Annotated in this window: 15 protein-coding genes and 1 pseudogene; 7 read left to right on the top strand and 9 right to left on the bottom strand. The window is 53.4% G+C overall.

The window, feature by feature from the left end; genetic code table 11:
• Nucleotides 1-184: 184 nt before the first annotated feature.
• The 5 genes and pseudogenes from HDF08_RS10960 to HDF08_RS10945 all read right to left on the bottom strand — a co-directional run bounded on the left by HDF08_RS10960 (nt 185) and on the right by HDF08_RS10945 (nt 6,865).
• Nucleotides 185-814 (bottom strand): response regulator, encoded by a 630-nt coding sequence (locus tag HDF08_RS10960; RefSeq protein ID WP_179638497.1) that lies wholly within the window; start codon nt 812-814, stop codon nt 185-187.
• A 127-nt stretch (nt 815-941) separates the two neighbouring features.
• Entirely contained in the window at nt 942-3,740 is a 2,799-nt protein-coding gene (locus HDF08_RS10955; RefSeq protein WP_257030968.1) for a sensor histidine kinase, read from the bottom strand.
• A gap of 111 nt (nt 3,741-3,851) precedes the next feature.
• Nucleotides 3,852-4,073, bottom strand: a pseudogene (locus HDF08_RS22145) (two-component regulator propeller domain-containing protein); the annotation flags it as partial.
• A gap of 122 nt (nt 4,074-4,195) precedes the next feature.
• Complete coding sequence (locus HDF08_RS10950; RefSeq protein WP_179638493.1) at nt 4,196-6,310, bottom strand: amylo-alpha-1,6-glucosidase; 2,115 nt, start codon at nt 6,308-6,310, stop codon at nt 4,196-4,198.
• 48 nt (nt 6,311-6,358) lie between these two features.
• On the bottom strand, nt 6,359-6,865 hold the full coding sequence (locus HDF08_RS10945) for a DM13 domain-containing protein (protein ID WP_179638491.1): 507 nt from the start codon (nt 6,863-6,865) through the stop codon (nt 6,359-6,361).
• Between the two features lie 1,008 nt (nt 6,866-7,873).
• Between HDF08_RS10945 and HDF08_RS10935 the strand changes: the two genes are divergently transcribed.
• From HDF08_RS10935 to HDF08_RS10925, 3 genes are all read left to right on the top strand, one after another.
• Nucleotides 7,874-8,296 (top strand): hypothetical protein, encoded by a 423-nt coding sequence (locus tag HDF08_RS10935; RefSeq protein WP_179638487.1) that lies wholly within the window; start codon nt 7,874-7,876, stop codon nt 8,294-8,296.
• Nucleotides 8,286-8,888, top strand: a complete 603-nt coding sequence (locus tag HDF08_RS10930; protein WP_257030967.1) for a response regulator transcription factor — start codon at nt 8,286-8,288, stop codon at nt 8,886-8,888. The genes HDF08_RS10935 and HDF08_RS10930 overlap by 11 nt, the downstream gene beginning before the upstream one ends.
• Before the next feature lie 689 nt (nt 8,889-9,577).
• A complete protein-coding gene (locus HDF08_RS10925; RefSeq protein WP_179638483.1) occupies nt 9,578-11,998 on the top strand; it encodes a sensor histidine kinase in 2,421 nt (806 codons plus the stop codon).
• Nucleotides 11,999-12,561: 563 nt separating this feature from the next.
• On the opposite strand, the gene HDF08_RS21675 is transcribed toward HDF08_RS10925, so the two are convergent.
• From HDF08_RS21675 to HDF08_RS10910, 3 genes are all read right to left on the bottom strand, one after another.
• A complete protein-coding gene (locus HDF08_RS21675; RefSeq protein ID WP_257030966.1) occupies nt 12,562-13,647 on the bottom strand; it encodes a sensor histidine kinase in 1,086 nt (361 codons plus the stop codon).
• A 179-nt stretch (nt 13,648-13,826) separates the two neighbouring features.
• Entirely contained in the window at nt 13,827-14,153 is a 327-nt protein-coding gene (locus tag HDF08_RS10915; protein ID WP_257030965.1) for a heavy-metal-associated domain-containing protein, read from the bottom strand.
• A gap of 1,267 nt (nt 14,154-15,420) precedes the next feature.
• Nucleotides 15,421-15,993, bottom strand: coding sequence for a sigma-70 family RNA polymerase sigma factor (locus HDF08_RS10910; RefSeq protein WP_373563177.1), 573 nt, complete (start codon nt 15,991-15,993; stop codon nt 15,421-15,423).
• 552 nt (nt 15,994-16,545) lie between these two features.
• On the opposite strand from HDF08_RS10910, the gene HDF08_RS10905 reads away from it, so the two are divergent.
• Nucleotides 16,546-17,334, top strand: coding sequence for a ligand-binding sensor domain-containing protein (locus HDF08_RS10905; RefSeq protein WP_179638479.1), 789 nt, complete (start codon nt 16,546-16,548; stop codon nt 17,332-17,334).
• Nucleotides 17,226-19,577 carry a sensor histidine kinase gene (locus HDF08_RS10900; protein ID WP_179638478.1) on the top strand — a complete coding sequence of 784 codons (2,352 nt, stop codon included), beginning with the start codon at nt 17,226-17,228 and terminating at the stop codon, nt 19,575-19,577. The genes HDF08_RS10905 and HDF08_RS10900 overlap by 109 nt, the downstream gene beginning before the upstream one ends.
• A gap of 430 nt (nt 19,578-20,007) precedes the next feature.
• Here HDF08_RS10900 and HDF08_RS10895 read toward each other — a convergent pair whose 3' ends face one another.
• Nucleotides 20,008-21,864 carry a glycoside hydrolase family 15 protein gene (locus tag HDF08_RS10895; protein ID WP_179638476.1) on the bottom strand — a complete coding sequence of 619 codons (1,857 nt, stop codon included), beginning with the start codon at nt 21,862-21,864 and terminating at the stop codon, nt 20,008-20,010.
• Nucleotides 21,865-22,294: 430 nt separating this feature from the next.
• On the opposite strand from HDF08_RS10895, the gene HDF08_RS10890 reads away from it, so the two are divergent.
• Complete coding sequence (locus HDF08_RS10890; RefSeq protein ID WP_179638474.1) at nt 22,295-22,975, top strand: MarC family protein; 681 nt, start codon at nt 22,295-22,297, stop codon at nt 22,973-22,975.
• Nucleotides 22,976-23,448: 473 nt separating this feature from the next.
• Nucleotides 23,449-26,472, top strand: coding sequence for a sensor histidine kinase (locus HDF08_RS10885; RefSeq protein WP_179638472.1), 3,024 nt, complete (start codon nt 23,449-23,451; stop codon nt 26,470-26,472).
• Nucleotides 26,473-26,504: the final 32 nt, after the last annotated feature.

Below are 26,504 nucleotides of genomic sequence, written 5' to 3'. Positions count from 1 at the left end.
CGGGAGCGAACTAGCATTCGTTACGGCAGGAGGCCTATCGTTTTCTTTAGGTGAAATCTTGAGTCCTAGATGCCCGAGCCCTGCGCGTTGGGTGGCAGTCCGTGACGGGCGAAAGTCATAACCCAAAGTCGTAAGAAAGACGCCGAAGCACCGTCTCGCTAGGAGTGTCACCATTTCGATAGATCTAGACGTTCAGAATGCCTCTACGAATAGCGGTGGAGATGGCGTGTGCCCTGTCATTGGCCTGCAACTTGTCCATGACATTCTTGACGTGAAAATTCACTGTGTTTTCTGATAGAGAGAGTTGTTCGGCGATTTGCTTATTGCGATTGCCGCTCTGAATCAGTCTGAGCACTTCCATCTCACGCTCTGTGAGATTCTCTTGGCCCAAGTGCTCCGCAAGACGGCAGGCAACACCGGTCGGAATATGCGTGCGCCCGGTATGCACCGACCGGATGATCGAAAACAACTCCTCCGATGGTGTGCTTTTCAATACATAGGCTGAAGCCCCAGCACAGAGGGCCCCCTTGATTTCGACGTCACCTTCCGACGTGGTCAACATGATCACGCGAGCGGCGGCGAACTCTTTTCGAATGGCCACCAGAGCGCTTGTTCCGGTCTGTCCCGGAAGACGTTGGTCCATTAGCGTGATATCAGGCTTATGACGGCGGAACTCTTCGACTGCCTCCAAGGATGTCCCCGCCTGCGCTACCACCTGCATATCTGATTGCGATGCGATAATTATGTTCAACCCCTGTCGGAAGAGTGGATGATCCTCGACCAGCATGATGCGGATTGGGTCGGATGACTGCATTGGGTTTGCTCCCTTTTAGAGTTATGGCGCGTGCCATGACTCGGAAATGAATCGTGAATATGTGGATGAGGTCAGACGTTAGAGCAACATTTCATCGAGACCACTCTGACCCTTGGTGGTTCGATGCTCAGTTGTGAGCGCCTCCTCCCGAGCCGTTATGTTGTGTCGAATCCTGCCCGATGGCAAACAGCTTCAACAATTGCGACCGTTTTGTAGGTCTATAGGTCTTGAAAACCACTGAGCCGGGAACAAGCAGAGTAACCTCGGTTCCATCGTTGGGTGCCGTTCGCACTAAAAGCTTGGCGCCAATACGGTCCGCTCTTTCCCGCATACCCTCCAACCCAAAGTGTCCGGTCTTTCCGGACTGTAGGGTCTTTTCTTCAATGCCCTTGCCGTTGTCTCTGATCTTTAGCTGAACATTGTGGTTATAGGTGAGCTCTACCGTAACGAGACTTCCTCCAGAATGGACGCAGGCGTTATTGATGGCTTCGTATCCGATCCGGTAAATCTCATCTCTCACAATGGGATGCATGTCGCTGCTGGTCCCGGTCAGGATGTGGGACACCTGGATCGTGCTACCTATACGACAGTCTTCTGCTGCGTGGCGAAAAGCTGCAGCTAAATCATTGGTGTCGACGGTCGAACTCCTCAGGGAGTTGAGAGCTGCGCGCCCCTCCAGCGTGGCTCGTTCCAACCACGTTGACACAAGATCGAGAGCCTTATGCATGTGGGCAGCGTCGGATGGCCGCTCAAGAGCATTATCTGCAACCATCTTGCTGCCTTGGATTGTCTGAAGCAACGTGTCGTGTAGATCGCGAGCTAACCGCGTTCGCTCTTCAATTCGTTCGTCAAATCTAGCCTTGAGCATAGCTGCATACTGTCTTATCCGGAATTGATAGAGGGTGTAGGCTAAAGTCGCTGCAAAGATAACGCATAAGAACTTGAACCATGCTGTTTGATACCAGGCAGGAGGAATCATAAAACTGATAGTCGTTCCCTGTTGGTTCCAAACCCCGTCGTTATTACAAGCCATCACGCGGAAAGTGTTGTGGCCGGGGCCGAGATCGTTATAGAAGGCTTGCCGACGGGTTCCGGAGTCGGTCCACGCATTGTCATACCCAACAAGCTGATAGCGAAACCTTACTTCCTCTGGAACGACAAAGCTGAGAGCTGAGTAGTCGATCTCCACTTCGTGGGGAGAGACAGGAAAACGAATATCCCTGCCTACGGGGTATTCCTTGTGGTCGACCCCGATACGCTCGATATGAACGGGTGGCGGCGTGTCGTTATGAGGCAGGTGTTTTGGGTCGATGACTTGAACGGCAGATCGATCAACTGACCAGATACGCCCGTCGGGAGTGGCGACCGGAGACGTTTCAGATCGTCGGGGCTGTGCCCCCTCGAGTAGGCCGAACACAGTGGTCTGAACGTAATAGGCAGGGTCGCTCCACCAATGTGCAAGTTCGCTGTCGTCAATTTTCACAATCCCGCATGCCATATAGAGCCAATGGTGCCCGACGTGATCGTTTACGATATCGAATCCACTGTCACATGGGAGTCCACTCCTGCTCGTAAGAGACCGGGCCTTGTTATCCTTGTAACGAAGCATCCCTTCTTGCTTGGTTACAATCCAAATGGCCCCATCGGGGTCTCCTGCCATTTCAACCACCGGCCCATCAAATCCTCCGGCAGCTACCCGCTCGAAGTTTCCATCATGAAATCGAAACAAGCCGTGCTTATACCCGCCTGCCCATAGACCTCCATTCTGGTCTGAAGCTATGGCATTGAGTCCTTGCGCACCCATGGCTCCAAGTGACCTATACCTCTCAACGACATGTGTTGCGTCTATGTGGAGTAGGGAGTCTTTCCCTGTCTTTCTATCTTGGGCGGAAACCCATAGCTTATGCTTGCTGTCCTCCGTCATGTAGACGACATATCCTATATCTGCACTATTCTGGTCCAACACGGGTACGAAATGGCTGTCCTTGTATAAATACAACTGCTGTCCTCCCGCCACCCACAACTGATTGCGAGAGTCATGGAACAGATAGTGAACACCTGATGTGGGCAGACCGTTTGCCGGAGTAATGGTCGAAAACGTCTGACCTCTAAAAAGAACAAGCGAACCTTTAGTACCAACCCAAACTGTTCCGTCATCTGATGCCGCAATCGCAATCGCTTGGTCATCTGAAAGACCTTCACGCGTTGTATAGGAGACGACGGGTAGATCCCGAAACGCATCCAAGCCACGATCTGTCACTACCCAGAGGTTCCCTTCTCGGTCCTGAAAGATTCCGTTGATCGTGTTGCCACTCAGCCCGTCCGCCGTATCGAATCGATCAAGCTTACCCGCGTTCATTTTGTAGAGACCCTTACTCCGCGTGCCGATCCACAAAGAACTGCTTCGATCGCAGAGTAGAGAAGTTACTGGCAAGCTCGTGCCATCCAGCTCAGGCGTGACATAGCTTTGCCACCTGTCCCCCGTAAAAGCCAACAGGCCATACCCGGGTCCCTCGATCGGAATACCAGCCCAGAGCGTACCCTTTCCATCGGAAGTGAGTGCATCTACCCAATTGTTAGCCATATTTGGGCCGGACAAATAAGGTAGGGGAAAGTTGACCGGTTGTTTGTCTTGCTGCCAGTGGCATATGCCTTCTTTGCTCCCAACCCAGATCGAGCCGGCGTGTTCTGACATCAAGGAGGTTCCGTTCATGCAGTCGAATCCATCCTTGGTACCGAAACACGTCAAATGCTCTTTACCTACCCGGCAAAGAGTGCTGGCGCTCGTGAAGTTTCCAAAGTCTCCCATCCAAACAGATCCCTGGCTGTCTTCGAAGAACGGCCCAGGCCATTGCAGTGTTTCTGGGTAGTTGTAGATGTGGCCATGCGTCAATCGCGACAGGCCGGTATCAGTTCCGATATACAAGCTGCCGTCGTTTGCTCCAAGCAGCCTAAATATGTAAGAACTGCGGAGTTGCTCACCGCTCGAAGGACTCCAGCGGGTGAAGCGAACCCCATCAAATCGGAACAAACCATAAGACGTTCCAACCCAGATGTAGCCATCTGGAGTCTGGGCTATCGACAGGGGCACGCTATTGAGGCCGTTTTGACCGAGTCGCCACGCCGTGTGGCCATATTGTGAGATATGTCTAGAAGGATCCAAACCATACGCTACGCGGACTCCCCAGAGAATTAGACACCACAATGCCACTGTGATCTGCGATCGTACGTCGAATCTCCGCCCGGTTGCACCTGGCATATCGTCGGGACACTTTGTATGCCCGGAATCAATCGCTGTAGCACGGATTTGATCTTTGGCATTCATACGAAACGTGATCAACCCGGCGGTCCCTAAACAGAGAGTTAGCCGGAGGTCGAGATTCACTCATGGTCTCCGGGAGTTTCTGCTGCTACGCGACTTGCAAGTCTCAAAATCTCTGCAACGCTCCATGCCTGGGCAATGCATCCGCGAGGAAAGAACGGATGGTCTCCTTCGAAGATCTCTGAGACCTGCCCCAGGCCAGCATCCCGCAAGTGCGGCGTGAAACCATCAAGCCAGCGCTCAATCTCGCTCATCGTAGCTGCAGGAGACTCACTCACTGCCAATTTCGCAAAGAAAAACGGTCCGGCGAGCCATGGCCATACGGTTCCTTGATGATAGGCGCCGTCCCGGCTCCAGCCATCTCCCTCGTAGCTGCCACGATATTGATGGTCGTCCCGCGAAAGCGTCCGTAGACCGTATGGAGTCAACAACTCTTCTTCCACCCTTTGGATGACCTGTGCTGCGGGCTTTCCGATAATGAGTGGATAGTGAAGGCTTACAGTAAAAATCTGGTTGGGGCGGAGAGACGCGTCGCGCTCTTCACCCCTAGCTACGTCAAATAAACATCCGCGCTGTTCGTTCCAGAAGACGCGAAGAAAGTTATTTTGCAGGCGGTCTGCAAGGGCGTTATAGTCCTCGACCGCATTCTGATCTCCAAGTAAAACTCCGAAGGAAGCGATCGTACGCAATGCGTTGTACCAAAGAGCTTGGATCTCGACTGGTCGTCCATGCCGCGGTGTAAAGGCGACATCACCGTCCTTGGCATCCATCCACGTGAGCTGCGTGCTTGGATCGCCTGCCCAGAGGAACCCCTGTTCGTCAGCATGGATGCCGAAGCGCGTTCCCTCAACATGAAACCGGATGATCTCCTTGAGGGGAACGTACAGGTGTTCCTCGAGTAAAGCAGTAGCTTGCGAGCGCCATGTAGGGCAATTTTCGTAAGCGACGTATTGTCGAATCGCCTCAAAAAACCAAAGGGTTGCATCTACCGTGTTATATTCGGGCTGTTCGCCCGCGTCGGGAAAGCGATTCGGTAGCATACCCCCATCAATAAACTGTACATAGTGAAGCAGAATCTCTCTTGCCAACTCGTGCTTACCCGTGGCAAGCATCAAACCCGGCAAAGAGATCATCGTATCTCTGCCCCAGTCTCCGAACCAGTGATAGCCGGCGATAGTCGATGTAAATGGCGTTCTGGTAATGGTGAACTGTCCCGCTGCTTTTTCAAGAAGGGAATTCAGATCGGAACGCCCAGAGCCTTGGTTGGCGGTGTTGGGCGACTTCCATCCACGGGCGACATCTACCTGTTTGTATTGGGCCAATCGTGAGATCGGTTGGAGCTCAGTGGAAGCGATAAGACTAAAACAGTTTTCACTGTCCAGACTCGTCGTTAGGAGTAGTGGACTGAACAGGTCTTCTTTATGGTCAAGCCCTCTCTCTTTCTCTCGTTCATATTCAAATTCCCGATACCAGTAGCCATCCACTTGCACTTCTGCGGGGTCATGCGCGATGTGAAGCTTCGGCAATCCTTGGTATGGTTGCAAAGTTAGAGTTCCGTTCCCCTGATCCACCCACCGATTGATGGCCTGATTCTCATGGGTGGCCGCATGATATCCGCGAAAGGCGATCAGAGGTCTCACCTCGAGAAAGAAATGTTTTCCCGAGCCTCTTTTGCCAAGTGCATATTCGATTATGGTGGTGTTTTGACCTTGAACCATCGATACAGTTCGCGTGATCTCCCACCCTCCATTGCTGTAGGTGAAGACCGGATCCGGATCGAGTCGGAAGCCTACAAGGTTTAGGTAGCCCGAAGGATGAACAATATTCTCCGAATACAGGTTGGTCGATAGGGGGAACCGAGCTCCATCGACTATAAGGGTATCTTCCAACTGCGAAAGGAGAACGAGCCTTCCTAGAGGAGCCTCCATTGAAGCCACAAGCAAACCGTGATATCGCCGGGTGTTCATGCTGGCGATTGTGCCCGACGCATACCCACCCAGACCATTCGTTACCAACCACTCCTTCGTCTTCAGGCCATCAAGATCGGAGCACTCATTCGAATCAAATTTGATCACGACTCTTCCGTTTCTTTGTTGCGGCAATATCCGGCTTTTCTGGAGGAATGATAAAGAACAATGGCCTGCTGACTCGGTGTCCGAGAGAGTCTGAATCACTCGCTCAGCGATGAAGCAATCCTTTCGAATCAGAACACCATTGCGGCTTTAGAATTCCTCGAGCTTCGCGGCACCGAAGTTGGCGTGAAAGCGTTCACAATAAATCGATACCGTAGCGAACGTCTTGAGATCAACCCCCTTGGGGACCATATAGTCTTGATCTCCTTGATTTCCTTTCAGATCACCAAGATCAACGTTCTTCACGGCCGCCAGAGCAAAGTCTTTTGTCGGGTCGATGGACGTCCCGTCTATCAACAACACGTGCACGGCAGGTCCGTTGGAAGTAGAAAAATCGGTCAATCGCAAGACACGGCTGCCATCCGCTTGCTGATACACGGTAGCTCGGCCAGAAGTCTTATGGATCTCTCCAACAAATCGTCCTGTCAACAGCGGGGTGAGTTGACCTGCAGCTTGGGCGGGATGGGCTTCATTCACCTTCTTGTTGATGAAAAGCTTCTCGGGGCGAAAGGCAAACCAAAGCACCGCGAGAATAAGCACTCCAATAACACCTAGAACAATTCGCTTTGATGTCGCGTTCGTCGAGGAAGACGTCATGTTGGATCTCCTAGTGAGATAGTGGGAGAACAGAGCAATCCGCGCTATGCGCACGGCGACCTACTTTTCGAGTGATCTCGCGCCAAAGTTGTCAAAGCGCTCGCAGAACATCGCAAAAGACTTATACTTGGCAAGATCGGTTCCGCAGGAAGACGTAGTTCTGATCGCCCTCGTTGACTTTGAGCGGTCCGAGGTCAACCCGTTCGACCATGCTGGTAAGGAAGTTCCTTCCCGTGGCCTGGTATACAGTCGCCCGGCCTGAGGCCTTGTGCACAATACCGTGAAAAGTCCCGGTCGCTAGGATCGCGCCAGACTGAGCTATAGAGGACATCGCAGGCAATGCCAGAACAGCGGACAGGACAATGATTCTTTGAATCTTCATCGTTTTTCTCCAATGGTATTGTGCTCGAAGGAAGCAGCGAATGCGTCGGCGGGTTGGATCACCATTCTGGAGTAAGCATCCACTCCGCAGGGACCAAACACCCCCCCGGATCGAAGAGTACTAAACCTGTTCCTTTCTACAGGCACCAAAGATTTCATTGGTATCTAATGAACCGGGTGGAGACGTATACGTGCAGGCATCCTGTACTTTCGTTACTTCAGCGCATTCTCCGAAAGATCGAAAGGTCCGCTGTGAAAGATGTAGTCGCAGCCATAATTTGGTTACGAATCCCATGAGGCCACGCAATCTGCAGCCCAAGAATCGGCATCGACCTGCGATTGTCATTCGATTTCAGAGGAAGTCGAATCCAATCTCCGGGGCAGATAAGCAATCCAAAACCGAGAACTGTGCAAAATCGGATCAGGATTTCGGTAAGGCTGAGACTGTGGAGAACTACAGGCAGGACACTGTGGAAAGTGACTTTGCGGCGTTCTTACCACCCTATACGCTTGGTCGTGATGATTCACTGTGTCGGTTTTCAATTTTAGGAAGTGTGGCTCTACTTACTGTGAGACCACGAATCTGCCTTGACTGGCGAAGTTCGAAGTCGCTAGGGGGTTGGGACAATGGAAACACTTCATCTCTCTCTTTTCGTCTTGTACTCCGTCGGAATCTCCATAGTTGCCGCTCTTGGTTTGGGCCTGCATTTGATGTACCGGCGCGGTATTCGCCGCTACGAACGGACGCTCGACTATACCTACTCTCAACGATTTGAGCAGCGCACGGTAATTGCTAAGTCGATCCACCCCCATCTGGAGCAAATGATTTGTCACAGCAAATCCGTCATTGATCAGGTGCGACGGAGAGCAGATGGGACAGAAACCACGGATGCCTTGAATCAGGTCTCAGGATGGCTTGATGGGGCGGCTGGGGAGAGTGATCGCGCGCTCAGGTCGCTTGAAAGTGGTTCTGCCAAAGCGTTCAATAATGGTTACATCGCGAGAGGAGAGCATGCCTACACCCAGACAAATTCGAATCATGGTCGTTGAAGATCACCCCGTATTCCGTGAAGGGCTCAACATGATCATTGCAGCGGAAGCGGACATGGAGACCGTGGCTCAGGCATCGACCGCAGAGGAGGCACTACAAGAATATCGCCGGACCAGGCCGGATGTAATCTTAATGGATCAGAGACTGCCCGGCGCAAGTGGCACAGAAGCCTTGATCGCCATCCGAAGCGAGTTTCCTCACGCAAAGATCATGATGCTGACCACCTCAAGCGGGGACATCGAGATTCAACGTGCGCTCCGCGCGGGTGCTACCGCTTATGTCCTTAAGAGCACGCCGAAGAATGAGCTGCTGAGGATTATCCGAACTGTGTCAACGGGACGTAAGCATATTCCATCCGACGTAGCCAGCAGTGTGGCAGAGCATATGGGGCAGGAGGATCTGACGCCGCGCGAGTTGGAAGTCCTTGAACTGATCCGCGAAGGAAACAAGAACAAGCAGATCGCCGATCAATTGTCGATCTCGGAGACGACCGTTAACTTTCACATCAAAAATATCGTCGACAAGCTGCAAGCGAATGACAGGACGCATGCGGTTACGATCGCTTTGCGACGGGGTTTGCTCCAGATTTGAGCTACCTTCGCCCAAAACGAAATGAGTGTCAGAGTATGAACGTCCGGGCAAAGGCTCTTCTGGTCGCAACGCTGGTTCTGATTTTCGCTCCACCTAGAGCACAGTCTGTCGAACCTACGACACGGCTGACGCAGCTAGCTCATCGGGCGTGGCGCACGGGCGACGCCGGCTTGATGGGTACTCCGCAGGCTCTTACTCAAACCGCGGATGGCTACATTTGGGTCAGTACGGAAAATGGCTTGTATCGCTTTGACGGCATGCGATTCACAAAATGGACTCCACTAGCCGGCGAGGCTCTTCCCAGCATCTCTTTGTGGCACATCTTTGGGACGCGTGACGGATCGCTTTACGTGGGCTCAGATCGAGGTCTCGCAAGAATCAGAGATGGGCATGTTTACACATATCCTGGAAGTCCGCGTTGGCCGGGTCCATTCGTGGAGGACCATGACGGCGGCCTGTGGATGGGTATCAGTGGAGCCCACAGCAATCCAAGTGCACTCTGTAAGGTGGGAGAGACAGATCTCATCTGTTTCGGAAAGAGTGAAGGATTTTCCTGCATCAGGGGCGTGTCGAATACGACAAGCTCCGACGGCTTTCTTTGGGTGGGAAGCGCTGAGGGCATCTGCCGCTGGAAGCCAGGTACAAGACCCGATACTGAACTTGTTCCATCGCTTTCAAGTGGTCGAGGGTTGAACACGATCACCAGTCTGGCCAGCACCACGGATGGTGAGCTCTGGGCTGGGATGAAACGAAGCGGGCACGGTGCCGGTCTCCTCCGTCGAACAAACGGACACTGGACCTCCTACACAGTTCCAAGAATAGACGGCCGTACCTTCTCGGTGTCCGCGCTCCTTCCAGAGCAGAATGGAGCTCTATGGATTGGAACGGATGATAAGGGTCTCTATCGAGTTGTCGATGGACGTCTGGATCACTTTGACGCGATAGACGGTCTTAGCGACCGCAACGTTCTTTCGATCTTCGAGGACCACGAACGAGGAATTTGGGTTGTCACCCCGAAGGGCATTGATCACTTTAGGGATTACGCGGTTATAAGTTTCACGGCTAGTGAAGGTTCGCTCGCGGACCATGCAAACGGTGTTGCGACGGATCGTAGAGGATCGGTCTACATGGGGAGCCGCACACTGGCTCAACTATCGGGAAAGACCCTGATTCAACTAAGGGACAATAAAGGCCGGCTGCTGGAAGATGTGCAATTCCTTTTCACGGATTTACGAGACAATGTCTGGATCGGTTCTGGGGATAGACTCTTTGTTAAGCGAGATCAGCGGATCGCTTCCGAAGTTCCTGGATTTCCGACTGGAAAAGGCGATTACGTCGTTTACATCACTGAGGATCACGTGCATGACATCTGGGCATCTGTAGAAAATCTGGAGACTCACAATTCCAGCCTGATCCAGATTCGCAACTATCGGGTGATAGACCGATTCGACGTGTCCTATTTTGCGGGAAAACAAGTGATGAACGCTCTTGCCCCCAACGCGGCGGGAGGAATTTGGATAGGCGGATCAGTGCATGGCCTGTTCTCGTTTCGTAACGGCCGATTTGAACATGTAGTCGCGGGCGGCTTCAACGACAGAGTTGAGAACCTTATGGAGGATTCAGACGGCGCTCTCTGGATCGTGACGCAGCAAGGTTTTATTCGATACTTCGAGGGGCAGGCGAGAAGCTTGACGATGGCCTCTGGGATGCCGTGCAACAGTGGGGTCAACATTCACGACGACGGTCGCGGATTCAAGTGGTTCTATCTCCATTGCGGCATCGTGCGTGTATCTTATTCCGATCTTGCCGCGTGGTGGCAAAATCCTGCCAAGCGTGTCCATGCTCGTGTCTTCGATGCGCTCGAAGGGGCACGACCAAATCTCTCAAACGGAAACCCAGCGCAAACTCCTGATGGCAAGATTTGGTCCGCCAGCGACTATGACTTCCAGATCATCGATCCGCAACACTTACCCTTCAATGAATTGCCCCCACCGGTAAAGCTGGAGCGGCTGATCGTCGATGGCAACGACGTTTCGGTCGGTCAACATCTGAAACTGCCTGTGCACCCGCGTCAGATCGAACTCGACTATGCTGCTTTGAGCTATGTGATCCCCGAACGGGTGCGCTTTCGTTATCGTTTGGATGGCCACGATTCTAACTGGACAGAGGTTGGCCGACGGCGCCAGGCGTTCTACAACGATTTGAAGCCGGGTCCTTATGTATTTCACGTTACCGCTTGCAACAATGACGGGGTATGCAACTGGCGGGGCACGGAACTTGCATTCACAGTGCCACCAGCATGGTTCCAAACTCTCTGGTTCCGGGCCTTGGTGGTGCTCTTATTGCTCGTGCTCGTATTTCTCGCATATGTATATAGGTTGCGTAGGTTCGCCAAGGCTCTCAAACAGCGCTTCGACGAACGATTGCAAGAACGGACTAGGCTCGCACGGGATCTTCACGACACGCTCCTTCAGACGATTCAAGGCAGCAAGATGGTTGCAGACAATGCGCGGGAACATCTAGATAATCCACGTATAATCGGTCGCGCGTTGGATCGACTCTCCGAATGGCTTGACCGTGCGAGCATAGAGGGTCGAGCTGCACTGGAAGCCCTGAGGAGTTCCTCGGTCGAGGCCAATGACCTGGTAGGAGCTCTTCATCGCGTGGCCGATGATTGCATCCGGGGTGCCAGAATGGCTATCAGCATTTCGACGGTAGGCGCGATTCGGGAGATGCATCCGATTGCACGCGACGAGGTTTATCGAATTGCCTATGAGGCGATCCGTAACGCATGTGCCCACTCTGGAGCGCGTCATTTATGGGTCGAACTCGAATATAAAAGACGCTTTTACCTCACGGTGCGAGACAACGGACACGGTGTCGACGAGGACGTTCTGCGTAGCGGCAAGCCGGGTCATTTCGGCTTGGCAGGGATGCGTGAGCGTGCCTTGTTTATGGGGGGCAACTTCAACATCTCAAGCTCTCCTCAGAGTGGTACGGTTATATCTGTTGTCATACCGGGTCAGGCAATCTACAAAAATCCGTCCAGGAGACTTCGCGACTGGCTAGGTGAGCCCTTCCAATCGAAAGCTGATCCCCACAAAGACTAGTCGCTCTAGTGATCAACTATCTCACTCACATTGATCGGGGTAGTGCTCGGTTTACTCGAACCAGCATTTGAAGCCGGAAACACCCGGTTAGAAACAGCGCCTACTAGATTAGGCAGGTAAAATCCCTAAGTTTGGGGGTGCTCCCAGGACATTAAGACCAACAATAGAAGTATGGTCTGTGACTGGATGATCGGAATCATTCTAGCGAAGATCCTCAGCCCTAAACCTCTATGACCGTGGTCTTCCGTTCGCGCGAGGGAAATATGAAACCGCATGTGATGGCCATGCTCGAGATGACGAACGCATCGATTTATAGACTCGGGTGTCTTGGCGGTTGCTCCAGCTCCGAGTTCCAAGACCAGCACTCTATGCCTTACAAAAGCGAACGACACTATCTCGGCGGCGTAGTCGGTCAGAATCTTCCGCTCCGTCCGGCTCAGCGACCGCTCCGCAGCAATCAACGACAGTAGAGCTTGTTGACATTGATCCTCACTTGGAAATATGTACAACAGTCAGACCAGATCAGGCGATGAAGATCGCCTCGCCTGGCACAAACAAGGTAACTATTGTACTGTCTCCGAACACACGACCGTGTGCTTTGCTCCGATACGAGCAGCTCGCTCGCGCATTCCGATCAACCCGTAATGGCCCGATCTGCCGGCTTGCAGGATGTGTGGGGCGATGCCTTCGCCATCATCTTGGATTCGCAGGAGCATATTTTGATCGTAGACAAGCTCGACGATGAGACGTTTACCTCTGGAATGATTGCAGGCGTTCAGTATGGCTTCATGTCCAATTTTGTAAACCTCATCTCGTGCGATTGGATGCATTTCTTTGTTCGCACCTATCACTAACAATTCCAACTCCATCTGAGCATTACAGCCTTCGAAAGCCTCACGCAAAGAGCCGGCGAGGTGATTGCTCTCGGTTGTAGAAACGCGAAGAGAGTCTAAAGCAGCTCTGCCTTCAAGGACAGCTCGCTCCAACCAGGAAGAGAGACGATGAAGAGCAATCTTTGCCGCGGGCTCCTGCACATTATTCTTTTCATTGTCAGCGACGAGTTTTCCACCTTGAATGGTTTGCAGCAATGTATCGTGCAGATCGCGCGCTAGACGAGACCTCTCTTCGAGCCGTTCATCAAAGCGCATCTTCATCGATGCAGCTCGGAGGCGGAGTCGATACAGATATAGCCAGCAGCCGATTGCAATCACAAGGAGGCCACACAGCAGGCGAAACCATACAAATTGGTACCACTCCAGTATGCCCCCCAGGACGTAGGCCATGAAGAAACCGAAAGACCAAATCGTAGCTGAACCCCACAGCAGCATACGGCTGAACTTGCTTACTCGCCCGCACATCGTCGGATCATCTTCTATGCAAGCTTCCCCCTCTCTCATCCGAGGAGCCATCCAATACGTCATCATGAAGCTCATGCTGATGAGTATGCCGGCGATAGCGAACGTCCACACTTTATGCTTCGACATCGTCACAAGCCATGGAGCGACTGAGAGTGCGGAAGCTACAGTGGCTCCCATCCCCATCAACACAAGCAACGAAGGTAAGGCGCAGCAAAGGAGCGTGCTGAAGGACCCGAACAATGATAGATAGTTCATCAGCGATGCCTGGCGAACCCGCTTGATCGCTGGCATTAGAAGCGAAGAAGTCGTCATTGGGGGCACCGCGATCGTCTTGTATCGAAGGGTGACCGGAACCTTACCTTTCGCCGACTGAGGTAATACACCTTGTACGATTATCGACTTTCCCAATAGGGATGTAACATCGACTCCTTGAGCGAACGGCATTAGTGCGTAGCGATCGTTTGTGCCCGTTACCTGCAGGAGCGGCGCTTTCGGCGAGCCTGATAGAACACCCTCAACAAGCACATCTGCATCTTGATGTGCGAAGCCGTTCTTTTCCCGGCCTCGTTGAACTGTCTCAGCTCAGCTGTACTTCCAGCTGTCAATTTGATCGCGACCAGCCCCTTGTTCAGGTCGACATCAACGCCGCTGACCCCACGGACGTTCTTCATAGAGAGCCGGATTGCGAAGGCGCACGGAGGACAGTCCATTCCGAAGACAGTCAAATTAATCTGCTTGTACTGGCCCTGAGCGGTCAGCGCACACATTCCAAGGATTCCGGCAATTGCGATCTTCATCACCAATCCCTTCAACGAGAGCGACTCCGCGACGAGTATTTGAGATAGCTGAGGTTGACTCCGAAACGAATGCGCTCACGGCCATAAATAACATCCGATTCATCACGAATGATTGGACCCTGGACCCCGGCCTCAACTGCGAATTCCTTAAAGATCCCCAAGACGGAAGGTCCAAGCCACACCGTGGTAGAACTGCTGTTCGGCAGGATCGTTCCACTGCTTTTCACCTCTCCAGTGTGTTCGCCGGCTAACTCCATAAATCCACGGTAATCCCATTGATCGACGCCTCGGCGTAGCTTGGACGGCCGGTAACCATATGCCACGCTCCAAGATGTTGTGTCAGGTCTTCTGTCATGTGAAGCATTGGCATAACGCGTGTAGCCACAGCCTACCCAAAGATATTGACTCCGCGAAGTCATTCCCGCTGCTAACGTTCCAGCAACACCGGGCGCTCGATGCAGATCGCCAAGTATGCCCGTGGCAGACTGTGGACCTGACGCAACTGCGCTTACGGACGCTGTTGACTCCAGCCGACGTCCCACGCCAATGACGGAATCGAGAAAGCGCCAAGACACACCCGTTGCCCATTCAGAACCGCTCATGATTCGGCTTTCTGGTAGATTGCCCGTTCCGAATGTGGCAGGTAGAAAGGCGTTGATAGTGACGTGCGGCCTAAGGCCATACCCAAACCCTGACCCAGTTGAAAACTGAGTTCCCCCAGATCCGGTACGGCCAAAGAGTCCAGTGTCGAAACTGAACTCCCCTTCGGCATTAATAGGCGTCGCATAACTGAACAAGGGGCTGTGGTCTGTTGCGCGCGCTGAAGATGTCATGATCATAGAGCAGGCGCAAAATAATACGAATCTCGTCCACGTTTTTTCGATCAAATCACACGTGTTACGGAAGCGTGCCTTTCCCTCGTACCCCGCGGCCGCATTCTTACCTTTGCGCTGACCCAAGCTTCTGAGGCACCCAACGGGTGTATTGAGGGGACTCCAGCGTAATTCGGCACGCGCGTACATATTGCACATTCCGTAAGCATAGGTGGCATGAAGAATTTCACGCCCATAGAAAAACATAGGTATCTACCAGTCTTTTTCCCACGTAGAATTTCGTGCACCCAACGCAAGTCACGCATCAGCGAGCGTGATTGAATCATCGTACACACGAGTTTGTCTTGGGTCTGTGAGCAGACTGTTTGAAGCTAAGTTTTCCAGTTTCCTTCCCAATTGCAAAGCGGCGGAAGTTCCTGGCAGGCAACGCACGTTCAACAATCTCCGATGGCATGGAAGGTCTTCTCCCGAGTCCGATTTGCATCGAACCGTCTCTGAAGCATCCGGCGAGCGCGGTGAAGGCGAGCTTTGATCACCCCTTCCGTTGACTTAAGCGCCTGCGCCGTACAGCGGACACTGCATTCATCGAGAAGGCGCATCTGCAACACATCTCGGTAGATCGCTGGAAGGTCCGCAACTGCTCGTTGCAACTGAGATCGCAACTCAGCCCGTTCCAGGCTCAGTAGAACACTCTCCTGTTTGTCGCAGACGTATCGAGCAGGTGACAGCGATGCCTGATTCGAAAGAGAGTCCAAAGAAACGGCAAGCCCCCCTTTTCGACGACGTAAGCGGGCGCGAGCCTCGTTCAGGACAATGCTGGTGAGCCAGGTGCTGAATTTAGATTCAGACCGAAAGCTTGCTAGCTTGCGATACGCCCGTAGAAAGGTCTCCTGAGCGGCGTCTTCGGCATCGGCTTCGTTCCGGAGCATCACGAATGCCATGCGGTAGACAAGCGTCTCGTAGGGCCGGACGAGATCATGGTAAAGACTCGTATTTCCGGCGAGGATGGAGCCGATCAGCCCTTTCTCATCGCGGGTTGCCGATGAATCGTCTGCAGGTCTAACGAGAAACGGTGACTTCGGACTTTCGTGCGAAGCGACTGCTTGGCGAAGCGTTTCCATGGTGGGCGTACCTCAGTCAAAAAGGCGTCCAGTCCAGAGGGCTGGCGCAAAGCGTTGCTACCGCGTTGAACCTTAATCTCAAGGATTTCGTGCGCCTCCGGGAGATCAGAAGCAACAGGACTGGAGCTACATATTTCTGCAGGTCTGTCCTACACGGCGAGTAGACCGCGAACTCAATCAACAAAATTGCAAGTGTTCTCTGAGTGACGAAAGGCAGAAAGTTCCTGTCTTTGCAAGCTTGCCAAAGATTTGCTAGTCGACGAAGCGTCTCGTTAAATCGTCGACAGCTGGAGTTTTCTACAGGTTGACCTGCCGCCAGAATGCTTAGGATTGGGATCAGTGGAGAACCTGCGTCTGTGGTCAGCTGTGCGGATTACAAGCGGAGCGAACACATCGAGTGATGTGACACTTTCGTGTCCTCCGTCACGGCTGGGAGCTATGCTCGTAGCCCTGTGCCTCCTTCTGGCCTGTGGTCGTCCGGCGCAGGCGCTGAACCCGTCGACCCGGATTGCGCAGTATGGACACAAGATTTGGCGCATTGGCGAGAGTGGACTCGATAGCTCACCAAAGGCGATTGCCCAGACAACAGACGGCTATATCTGGGTTGGGACAGCAAATGGCCTGTTTCGATTCGATGGTATTCGCTTCACCCATTGGACTCCTCCGGTCGGCGAGCGGCTTCCCGGTCAGGATGTTTCACAATTGTTTGGCGCGCGCGATGGCAGTTTGTACGTGGGAACAGAGTTGGGGCTGGCGCGGGTGACCAACGGTCATGTCTATGACTATCCAGAGAAGCAGAGGCTACCTGGGCCATTCCTCGAAGACTCGGACAATGAAATCTGGATGGGACAAGGCGACTGGGAGGCCGGCGGACAGCCGAGGATGTTCTGCAAAATAGGTGATCTGCACATCTCCTGCATCAGCAAGCGAGACGGATTTGGGTGTACACGCGGATTCTCTATCGCGTCTGAAAAGCCAGGGTCGATTTGGGTCGGCAGCGAAGACAGCATCTGCCACTGGCAAGCAGGGGAGAAGCCTCAGACATACCCTCTAAATGTGGGTCATTCCAAGTCATTCAGCTATGTGCTGGCGCTCGTTGCGGATCAAAACGGGACGATATGGGGGGGCGGCGTGATAACGGTCCGTCAGGGGGGCTGCTGCAATTCTCCAATGGACAATGGAAGAGTTATGTCACCCCGGAAGTTGACGGTAGAACACTTTCTGTAAGCTGTCTCTTCTTCGATCATGACCATTCGTTGTGGATTGGGAGTCAATCCAACGGTCTTTACAAGCTCAGCGACGGAAAACTCGATCACTACGACACTACGAACGGCCTTAGCGGCAACTCCTTGCATAGCATCTTTGAAGATAGGGAAGGCAATCTTTGGGTGACGACAAGCGGCGGCATTGGCGAATTCCGCGATCTCCCGGTTATCTCCTTTACTGAAAACCAAGGGCTATCGGGTGAAGATGCTTCCAGTATTGCGGCCGCCGCAGACGGACATGTTTGGGTTGGGATGGATCATGGCATCGACGTTTATCAGGGTCAGGATTTCTCACATCTGAACTCTTCGGATTCTTACACCGACTTGCTCTACAACGATTCACAAAGAAGAATGTGGGCCACAGCCGGGGAGAAACTACTGTCGTACCGAGCCGGAAACGTTATCGAGGTGTCCGGCCCGGAGGGCATGAAGATTCACTACGCTGCAGCAATGGCGCAGGATACTCAACACCAGTTATGGGTATCGGATATCGATCAACAATCGCGCGAGAAGGCACTGTATCGCCTAGACGATGCTCGCGTTGTCGCTAGGTTTCCGACACCCGGAAATCAAACATTGTTTTTAGCGCCCAATCCAGAAAGTGGTTTGTGGGCCGGTGGTTATGTTCACGGTTTGTTCTGGTTCCACAATGGACAATTCGAGCCCGTCAAAGGTTATAACGGAAGTGTCTACGGCTTGAGATCAGACTCAGATGGCACTCTTTGGATCTCGAGCGTTGAACATACGCTCTACCGATATCAGAATGGAGAAGCGCGAAGCTTAACAACGAAAGACGGAATGCCCTGTGATACTGGATTTTCAATCGTTGATGATCGCGTAGGTTCACACTGGTTCTATATGGAGTGTGGCATCGTAAGGGTTAGTGACAAGGAGCTTGCACAGTGGTGGCGCAGTTCTAGTCACCTTCTGCGAACGGTTGTCTTTGACCTCCGCGACGGTGTCAGGCCGGGGCTCGGAGGCGGTAGCACGGCCGTGACGATCGCTCCAGACGGGCGCCTCTGGTCGACTAACGGCAGCATCGTCCAAGTGGTCGATCCTCACAATATTCCATACAACTCGATTGCTCCACCCGTTCATATCGAGCGCATCATCGTCGATCGCGAGGATCTGCCGCTGAGCACCAGACTCCAATTTCCGATCTCGCCGCGAGACACTGAAATTGACTATGCGGGATTGAGCTACGTTTTGCCGGAGAAGGTTAAATTCCGCTACCGGCTGGTCGGACATGACAGAAACTGGATCGATGCTGGAATGCGCCGTCAGGCCTTTTACAACGACCTTCGCCCAGGCCACTACACGTTTCAGGTAATCGCCTGCAACAACGATGGAGTGTGGAATTCTGTCGGAGCTCTATTCCGTTTCACAGTACCTCCTGCCTGGTACCAGACAGTCTTGTTTCGACTACTGTGCACTCTCTTGTTGTTGGCGACGGTATACTCAATCTACCTCATGAGGATACGGCAGTATCGAGCCGCGATGAAGGCACGGTTCGATGAACGGTTGGAGGAACGCACACGTCTCGCGCGCGATCTGCACGATACGCTGCTGCAAACTATCCAAGGGATGAAGATGGTTGCAGATCAGGCGAACGATACCATCCACGAACCAACTGCTAAAAAGTTTGCACAACGTATCTCCGAATGGTCAGAGCGTGCTTCAAGGGAGGGACGGGCAGCGCTAGACTCGCTGCGCAACTCAACGACCGAAGGAAATGACCTCGCAGCAGCCCTCCGTGCTTCTTTTGAGAACTGTGCAATCAATCGCGCCATCTCCGTGAATATATCAGTAACAGGCAAATGCAGAGAAATGCATCCGATTGCACGGGATGAGGTCTATCGGATAGGCGATGAAGCGATTCGCAATGCTTGCCTTCATTCGAATGGCCATGGAATCGACATCGAACTAGCCTACTACAACAACCTTCTGCTTCGCATTCGCGATGATGGAAGAGGAATTGATTCGAGCATCTTGAAAAGCGGAAAGGCTGGCCACTACGGTTTGACCGGCATGCGCGAAAGGTCCGCCCATATCGGTGCCAAACTCGAGGTTTCCAGTTCACCAGAGGGGGCGGAGGTCGTTTTGCGCATCCCCGGAAACGCGATATACAAGAAAGCTCCCGCAAGTCTTGTAATGCGCCTTCTGAAGCTGATTGGACGAATGACAAAGCGCCCTCTCTCAGGTTAACCGATACGGATGGTCATCGAGAGAGAATCTTTGCGTGGGCTCTTCATCATGTTGCCTCGCAACTTGTCTGATATTTTCATTGTCAGCTTTGTATTGGAAGCAGACTCAGCGCGAGTCATACTCTACTTTTAGGGTTCTTTGCAGGATGCAGACGCACCGTTAACGATCGTCTCCACTCGTATCCTACCCGCTACGCGGCCATCCTTGAGTAGCTAGTTACAGAGACGCGCGTTAGACAGGGACCGAATGCCCCAAAAGGAGGAATGATCTCCTTCGCGCCTTCGATCATTGCCACGCGAAACTCTGCGACTGCCATCCGAGCCCAGAGCAGGCTTGACAGTGGGAATCAGCTCGTTCCCATGTTCTAGATATTCTTGCCCACGCTGATGGCGATTCCGGACATCCGTTGGAGAAGTCCTGCCTCATGAACCTAGACCGTGGAGACACTGGTAGTCATAGTGGGTTCGTACTCAGATGCTCCGCTCTCACGCTGAAAAATCGCCCACGCAGCATTTATCAATCCGATGTGGCTGAATGCCTGAGGAAAGTTGCCCAAGAGTTCTTTTGTATCTGGAAGTATCTCTTCGGAGAGCAATCCGACGTCGTTGGCAAATCCGACAGCCTTGGCGAAAGTCACCTTAGCTCGATCTAACTGCCCTGACATCGCTTGTGACTGTGCAAGCCAGAAGGTGCATAGAAGAAAGGAGCCTTCCTTGCCAGCCAAGCCATCTTGTGCAATGTAGCGAAAAACGAGACCATGCTGGTCCGTGAGGTGTGTGACAGTTGCCTCTATAGTAGAAAGAACTCGCGCATCGTCCGCTGGCAGAAAGCCGACAATGGGGATCATCAAAGAGGATGCATCCAGGTCATCTGTCCCAAATGCTTGCGAGAAAGATCCGGCCTTCTGGCTCCAACCTTGTGAAAGAATTGCTTCGCGAATCTCTTCTCGAGTCTGTTTCCAAGACAATACCCTATCTGCAGCATGCAAGAGTTCGGCCATTTGGATGCCTCTATCTAGAGCAACCCAGCACATTAGCTTGGAATAGAGAAAGTGTCGCGGCTCACCGCGGATCTCCCAGATTCCCTGGTCTTTTTGCTGCCAGTGCGAGGCCGCTGCGTCTATGATACTGACCAGGAACTCGCCGGTAAGCTCGTCCAGACCGTTGAGCTGTTGCCTGAGCAAAAAGACAGCACCCATCAATTCACCATAAACGTCCAACTGGCGCTGGTTCCATGCGCCATTGCCTATGCGGACCGGGCTGCTATCGCGCCATCCGCGCATTTGAGGCAGCGTCCGTTCGGTGAGGTCGTGCTCACCACGGATTCCAAACATGATCTGCAGGTCCGCTCCTCTGCGGACCTGCGTCAGGGCTGCTTCCGCAAGAAAATTGAAGAACTTCAATGCTTCATCCGGACAGGCCGCAACCCACAGAGCCTCCAGCGTAAAGCTGGCATCTCGAACCCAGGTGAAGCGATAGTCCCAGTTCCGGTCCCCACCAACCGATTCCGGCAAAGAGGTCGTAGGCGCCGCCACAATGGCTCCTGTTGGAAAGTACGTAAGAGCCTGGAGCACACGACCGCTATGAGCGACAAGTTCCTTCCAGGGCCCCTGATAGTTTTGATGCAGCTGAGACCACGTCTGCCAGCCCTCCACTGTATCGGCCGAGTGATCAGCAATCTCCGTCTGGCTCCACGAAGGCGGACGTTCGTCGAGAACCGAACGATGTTGTAAGGAAAAGTGAAGAGCTTGACCTGATGTGAGCTTGAACTCGTTGCGCGCAGCACTCTCCACAATTTCTAAATCGATTGGCGTGGAGAGAAGAAACATGCTCGCTCCTCCACGGCTTTCCAGTCCTCCGCTGACGCGCTTTAGAAGCGGAAGTACAAGCCCGTACTCTGGGCGTGGGGAGTATTCAAAGTCGACATGTACGTTGCCGTTCGTGCAAGCAACTGAACGCAACAGAGCATGTGGGGATCGACGGCCAAGATCGTGTCCTCGCTCGCCCTTTCCAAGAGCCATGGCATCCGTAACAACCGCGGTCCCTGATTTCGCGACGAATGTTGTCTCTAAAACCATCGCTTCTTTCACATACTTTCGACTTATCTGCACAATATCCCTTGGACAGATAGACCAATGTCCGCAGTCCGTATCGAGGAGCCGGCCGAAGACAGACTGAGAATCGAAGTCTGGCATACATAACCAGTCGATTGAACCGTGCGAGTTCACCAGAGCAGAGGAACAGCAATCGGACAAGAGGGCGTAATCAGCGATCGGTGTACTTTGCAAGGGAATGCCTCTCAATCAATAAGAACGGTTGGCCCGCAAAGCCCAATCATTTGGCCTTAGCGACATTTTCCGCACTCATAGCTATCTGATACCCGTTTTAAGGATGGTGCGCAGGCAATCTCTTCAGGCTATGAACTAGAGATTTCTTTAGGTGAGCACCCTGCGACCCTGGAGAAAAGTACAGTGCAGGGGCTGCAGTCTATGGGCTGTCGTTGCAGCGCTCTCCTCAACGATGATCACAGTTAGGTCAAATTGACTCGGATCCCTTGAGTGGTTTCGTCGGAACGTTATTGTCACTCCAATGCATACGTCCTAACGAAGGGATCAGTGAAAGGGCCTCGAGAATTTAGTCGCGGTCAGGTGAGGACTGCCGTCGCAGTGGTTCGTTTGCGATGCGAAGCGATCTTACAGGTGTTCCAGAGGGTGCAACGTGCTGTTCTCAAAGTCTTTTATTCTCGCGCTGACTGCGCTTCTCCCGCTCATTAATCCAATTGGATCTGCGCTGGTCTTCCTTGGGTTAGTGAGGAACGAACCTGCGGAGGTCTATCGTCAATTGGCGCGGAAGATCGCGTTCTCGACATTTGGATTTCTTATCGTCATCGAGTTTCTAGGTTCTTTGCTCCTCGCCTTCTTTGGCATATCTCTTCCAATTGTTCAGGTAACTGGGGGTATTGTCATCGCGGCAACTGCGTGGGCGCTTCTGTTCGAAAAAGATGCGAACGCTGCAAACCGTGCCAAACATCAAGAAATTGAGGGGAGTGCACCTACTGAAAATGAAGACCTGAACGATAAGATTTTCTATCCATTCACCTTCCCAATCACGGCCGGCCCAGGAACTCTTGTTGTGACAATCACACTCAGTGCGCACGCGACTGCCAGCAGGCTGATCGAAAAGACCGAAGCCTACGGTGGAATAGCTTTAGCTGCAGCTGTCTTGAGCACATCGGTTTACTTGTGCTATGGCTATGCGCCGAAGCTGATCAAGGCGGTCTCACCGGCCACTGTGCATGGTATTTTGCGCGTCATGGCCTTCGTCCTGATGTGTATCGGCGTGCAGATTGCTTGGAACGGCATGTCTCTTCTTGGTATGGTTCTGTCGGTGCATCACTGATCTCAATGTCTGTCATTGTCAAATCGAAGTCGCACTCTACTCATAAACTTTCTCTGCCAGCCGCGCGGTTGTGGACAGGATCGGCAACCTGCGGCGGGAAACATATGCGCTGTAAAGGCCTTTGTCGCCTCGCGCTCCTTTATTGGTAGGCAACTCGCAAGTAGAGATTCTCGGTCGCTCGGGCAGCCAGGAAGGCTATTGAGACTCTGTCGGCGAGTTATGATGAGAATCCAGATGAAGGTAAACGCAGCCATTCTGGCGAATCGTCTAAGAGAGAGTTCGACGATTCAAACCCGCGCCCTGTGCGAATCTGATATTAGGGTTACCCAATTCGTGACGACCTGCGCCTGAATTGAGTTAGATCCAGCCGGACCTTCCTGATATTGTGATCCGGCCTGATCTAACGCATTCGGCGCGGCAAATCCGCTTCGGCGTGCCCCGCGCAAGGAAGCAGCCGTTCAGGAGGGAAGAGAATGAAACTCGTAGGCGCGCTCTTGATTGCATGCGCACAGGCTTGGCTCATTCCTTCTTCCGCGTGGCCTCTTGACCCCACCCGCCATATCTCGCAGTACGCTCATACCGCGTGGCGGCTTCAAGATGGCTTTCTCTCTGGAACACCTTCGGGATTCACACAAACCAGCGACGGCTACCTTTGGATTGGTACTCAAGGGGCATTATTCCGCTTCGACGGCGTCCGCTTTGTTCAGTGGACTCCTCCCTCGGGTCAAAAGCTGCCTTCGGAAAACATCCTCTCATTAGCTCCTGACAAAGACGGTGGGCTCTGGATTGGAACCGGCCGGGGGCTGGCGCATTGGACGGGCCGCGAGGTTGTCAACTTCGGTCCCATTGCTCGCATCAATAGTGTCGTCACTGACGATGACGGAAATGCCTGGTTCACCCGAAGCAGAACTCAAGACAATCTCGGCCCCTTGTGCGAGGCGGTTGGCTCTGCTCTCCACTGCCATGGAGTTGCAGACGGCCTGGCTTCCCCCAACGCAGGGCCCCTAGCGCAAGACACCGCGGGTAATCTCTGGCTTGGTCTTACAGACGCGTTTGCCCGATGGCGGCCGGAGGCGTCGACCACCTTCAGAGTCAATGCGCTTGCGGCCGCCAAAGGACTCTCCGGAGTTGAGGCCATTGCGATCGCAGCCAATGGCTTGACATGGGTGGGCATGAATCGGTCCGGTCCGGGTCTTGGACTGCAGCACCTTGTCAATGGACGGCTGAAGGACCCTGTACTTCCCGGCTTCGACAGCTCAAAACTTAAAGTGGCCGAACTCTTCACCGATCGCGCAGGAGATCTGTGGGTTGGCACCTTGGATGAGGGGATCTATCGTATACACGGCGATCAAATCGATCACTACGACAGTTCGGCTGGTCTCACCGGAGATGGGATCAATGGGTTTTTCGAAGATCGCGAAGGCGACATCTGGGTTGCCACAACATCCGGAATCGATTGTTTCCGCGATCTGCCGGTCGCCACCTTCTCCAAACGCGAGGGTCTTTCTTCCGATCAGGCAAGCTCTGTCCTGGCCGCGAGGGATGGAACGGTCTGGGTCGGGACTGTCGGCTCATTGGATTTCATGCGCGACGGCCATGTGTCGTCGATCCTTCCTCACCACGGCCTGCCCGGACAGCAAGTCACCTCCATGTTGCAGGATCATCTTGGCAATCTCTGGGTAGGGGTCGACAACTCTCTCTTTATCTATAGCAACTCTCACTTCACTCCCGTGCTCGATCTTGAAGGCAAGCCCACTGGCGTCGTGCAGTTTCTCACCGAGTCCGAGGATCACACCGTCTGGGCCAGTCCCGTGCGAACCGCTCACCTGTACAGGATCGTCGGCTTTCGCAACGGGAGAGCATTTCAGGAGTTGGACGCTGCACAAACGCTAAACTCCTATCACCTATCCGCCGCCGCCGGTGGAGGACTTTGGCTGCTTCTTCCTAGTGGCTTCACCCGGTATCGCGACGGCCAAATCGACGCCGTCATTCAGAAGCAGACCGCGAGCATCGGCCACGTAACGGATATCTCTGAGGACGGCCCTGACTCCCTCTGGCTGGCTACCCCCGCCGGCTTAGCTGCTTGGAGACAAGGAACTCTCCGCTTTCTCACGGAACGCAATGGCTTGCCATGCAGTGCGATCTACGCCATGGTTAGAGACGCTCATCGATCGCTTTGGCTGTACAGTCACTGTGGGCTCGTACGGATAGAAAATGCTGAATTGGAGCGGTGGTGGGCTCATCCCGAGACCGCAATCGAGACGCTTACCCTCGATGTCTTCAGTGGTGCACAGCCGGCAGGTTCGACGTTTGCGCCGCGCGCGTCGCGCTCCCCTGATGGGCGCCTCTGGTTCAGCAACGACAGCGTGGTGCAGATGGTCGACCCCGATCACCTCAATTTGAATCAGCACATGCCGCCCGTCCACATTGAGCAGGTTATCGCACACGATACGCTGTATTCCGTGGGCGGCCAGCTACGCCTGCCTCCCCACACCCGTGACATCCAGATCGACTACACAGCCCTTAGCTTTGTTTCGCCTCAGCGCGTCCAATTTCGCATCAAGCTTGAGGGTCACGATCCAGATTGGAGGGACGTCGGTCCAAGGCGTTCCGCTTTCTATACCAATCTCAGTCCGGGAACTTACACATTCATCGTCCGCGCCAGCAACAACGCTGGAGTCTGGAACGACCAGGGAGATGTGCTTCGCTTCGTTATCATACCGACGTGGTACCAAACCTTATGGTTCCGCGCACTCATCGTTCTGCTTGCTGTTTCACTTGGCTATACGCTTTATCTCTTAAGGGTTCGCCAATACGCGGCTGCCGTGCGCATACGCTTCAACGACCGCCTCGAAGAGCGGACACGCATCGCCCGCGACCTGCATGACACCTTGCTACAGACAATTCAGGGAAGCAAACTGGTTGTGGACGGGGCGCGGGACAACTTACCGGATCACAATAGAACTTGGAACGCGCTCAATCTTGTCTCTGAATGGCTTGGCCGTGCGACACTGGAGGGGAGGACCGCATTGGAATCTCTTCGCGCGACAGAATTCAGCGATCTCACAGCATCCCTCAGATGCGTTGTCGAAGAGTTCCGCGCAAGCCATGATATCGAATTCTTGCTCTCATTAGACGCTGTCGAGCGCGAGATGAATCCAGTAGCAAGAGACGAGGTCTACCTGATTGCATTCGAGGCTATTCGTAATGCATGCAATCACTCTGGTGCCAAGCGCATCACCGTTGAACTCGTGAGCAGGCAAGATCTGACGCTGCACATTTGCGACGACGGACGGGGAATTCCCGAAACCGTCCTGCAAAAAGGGAAGGCTGGGCATTTCGGACTGAAGGGCATCCGTGAACGAGCATCCCGCCTCGGAGCGAAGCTTCAGATCGCGAGCACTCCCAAAGCCGGGACAGACATCAGCTTGATTGTTCCCGGCAAGACGATCTTCACACCTCAGAATAAAAGCACCAATCAATTCTGGCGGCGCTGAGAGCGTCTGGCTTAATTCTTCCGTTGCCGTAG

The organism is Tunturiibacter empetritectus (genome assembly GCF_013410875.1).
In the GTDB taxonomy this organism is placed as follows: Bacteria; Acidobacteriota; Terriglobia; order Terriglobales; family Acidobacteriaceae; genus Edaphobacter; species Edaphobacter empetritectus.
The sequence above is the reverse complement of the archived record's forward strand: the minus strand, read 5'-3'. Positions and strand labels throughout refer to the sequence as shown.

Excerpts from the sequence above, each read along its gene's own strand:
- HDF08_RS10960 (WP_179638497.1), bottom strand. The coding sequence starts at position 814 with ATGCAGTCATCCGACCCAATCCGCATCATGCTGGTCGAGGATCATCCA.
- HDF08_RS10945 (WP_179638491.1), bottom strand. The coding sequence starts at position 6,865 with ATGACGTCTTCCTCGACGAACGCGACATCAAAGCGAATTGTTCTAGGT.
- HDF08_RS10935 (WP_179638487.1), top strand. The coding sequence starts at position 7,874 with ATGGAAACACTTCATCTCTCTCTTTTCGTCTTGTACTCCGTCGGAATC.
- HDF08_RS10930 (WP_257030967.1), top strand. The coding sequence starts at position 8,286 with ATGGTCGTTGAAGATCACCCCGTATTCCGTGAAGGGCTCAACATGATC.
- HDF08_RS21675 (WP_257030966.1), bottom strand. The coding sequence starts at position 13,647 with ATGCCAGCGATCAAGCGGGTTCGCCAGGCATCGCTGATGAACTATCTA.
- HDF08_RS10915 (WP_257030965.1), bottom strand. The coding sequence starts at position 14,153 with ATGAAGATCGCAATTGCCGGAATCCTTGGAATGTGTGCGCTGACCGCT.
- HDF08_RS10905 (WP_179638479.1), top strand. The coding sequence starts at position 16,546 with ATGCTCGTAGCCCTGTGCCTCCTTCTGGCCTGTGGTCGTCCGGCGCAG.
- HDF08_RS10900 (WP_179638478.1), top strand. The coding sequence starts at position 17,226 with ATGGGGGGGCGGCGTGATAACGGTCCGTCAGGGGGGCTGCTGCAATTC.
- HDF08_RS10885 (WP_179638472.1), top strand. The coding sequence starts at position 23,449 with ATGAAACTCGTAGGCGCGCTCTTGATTGCATGCGCACAGGCTTGGCTC.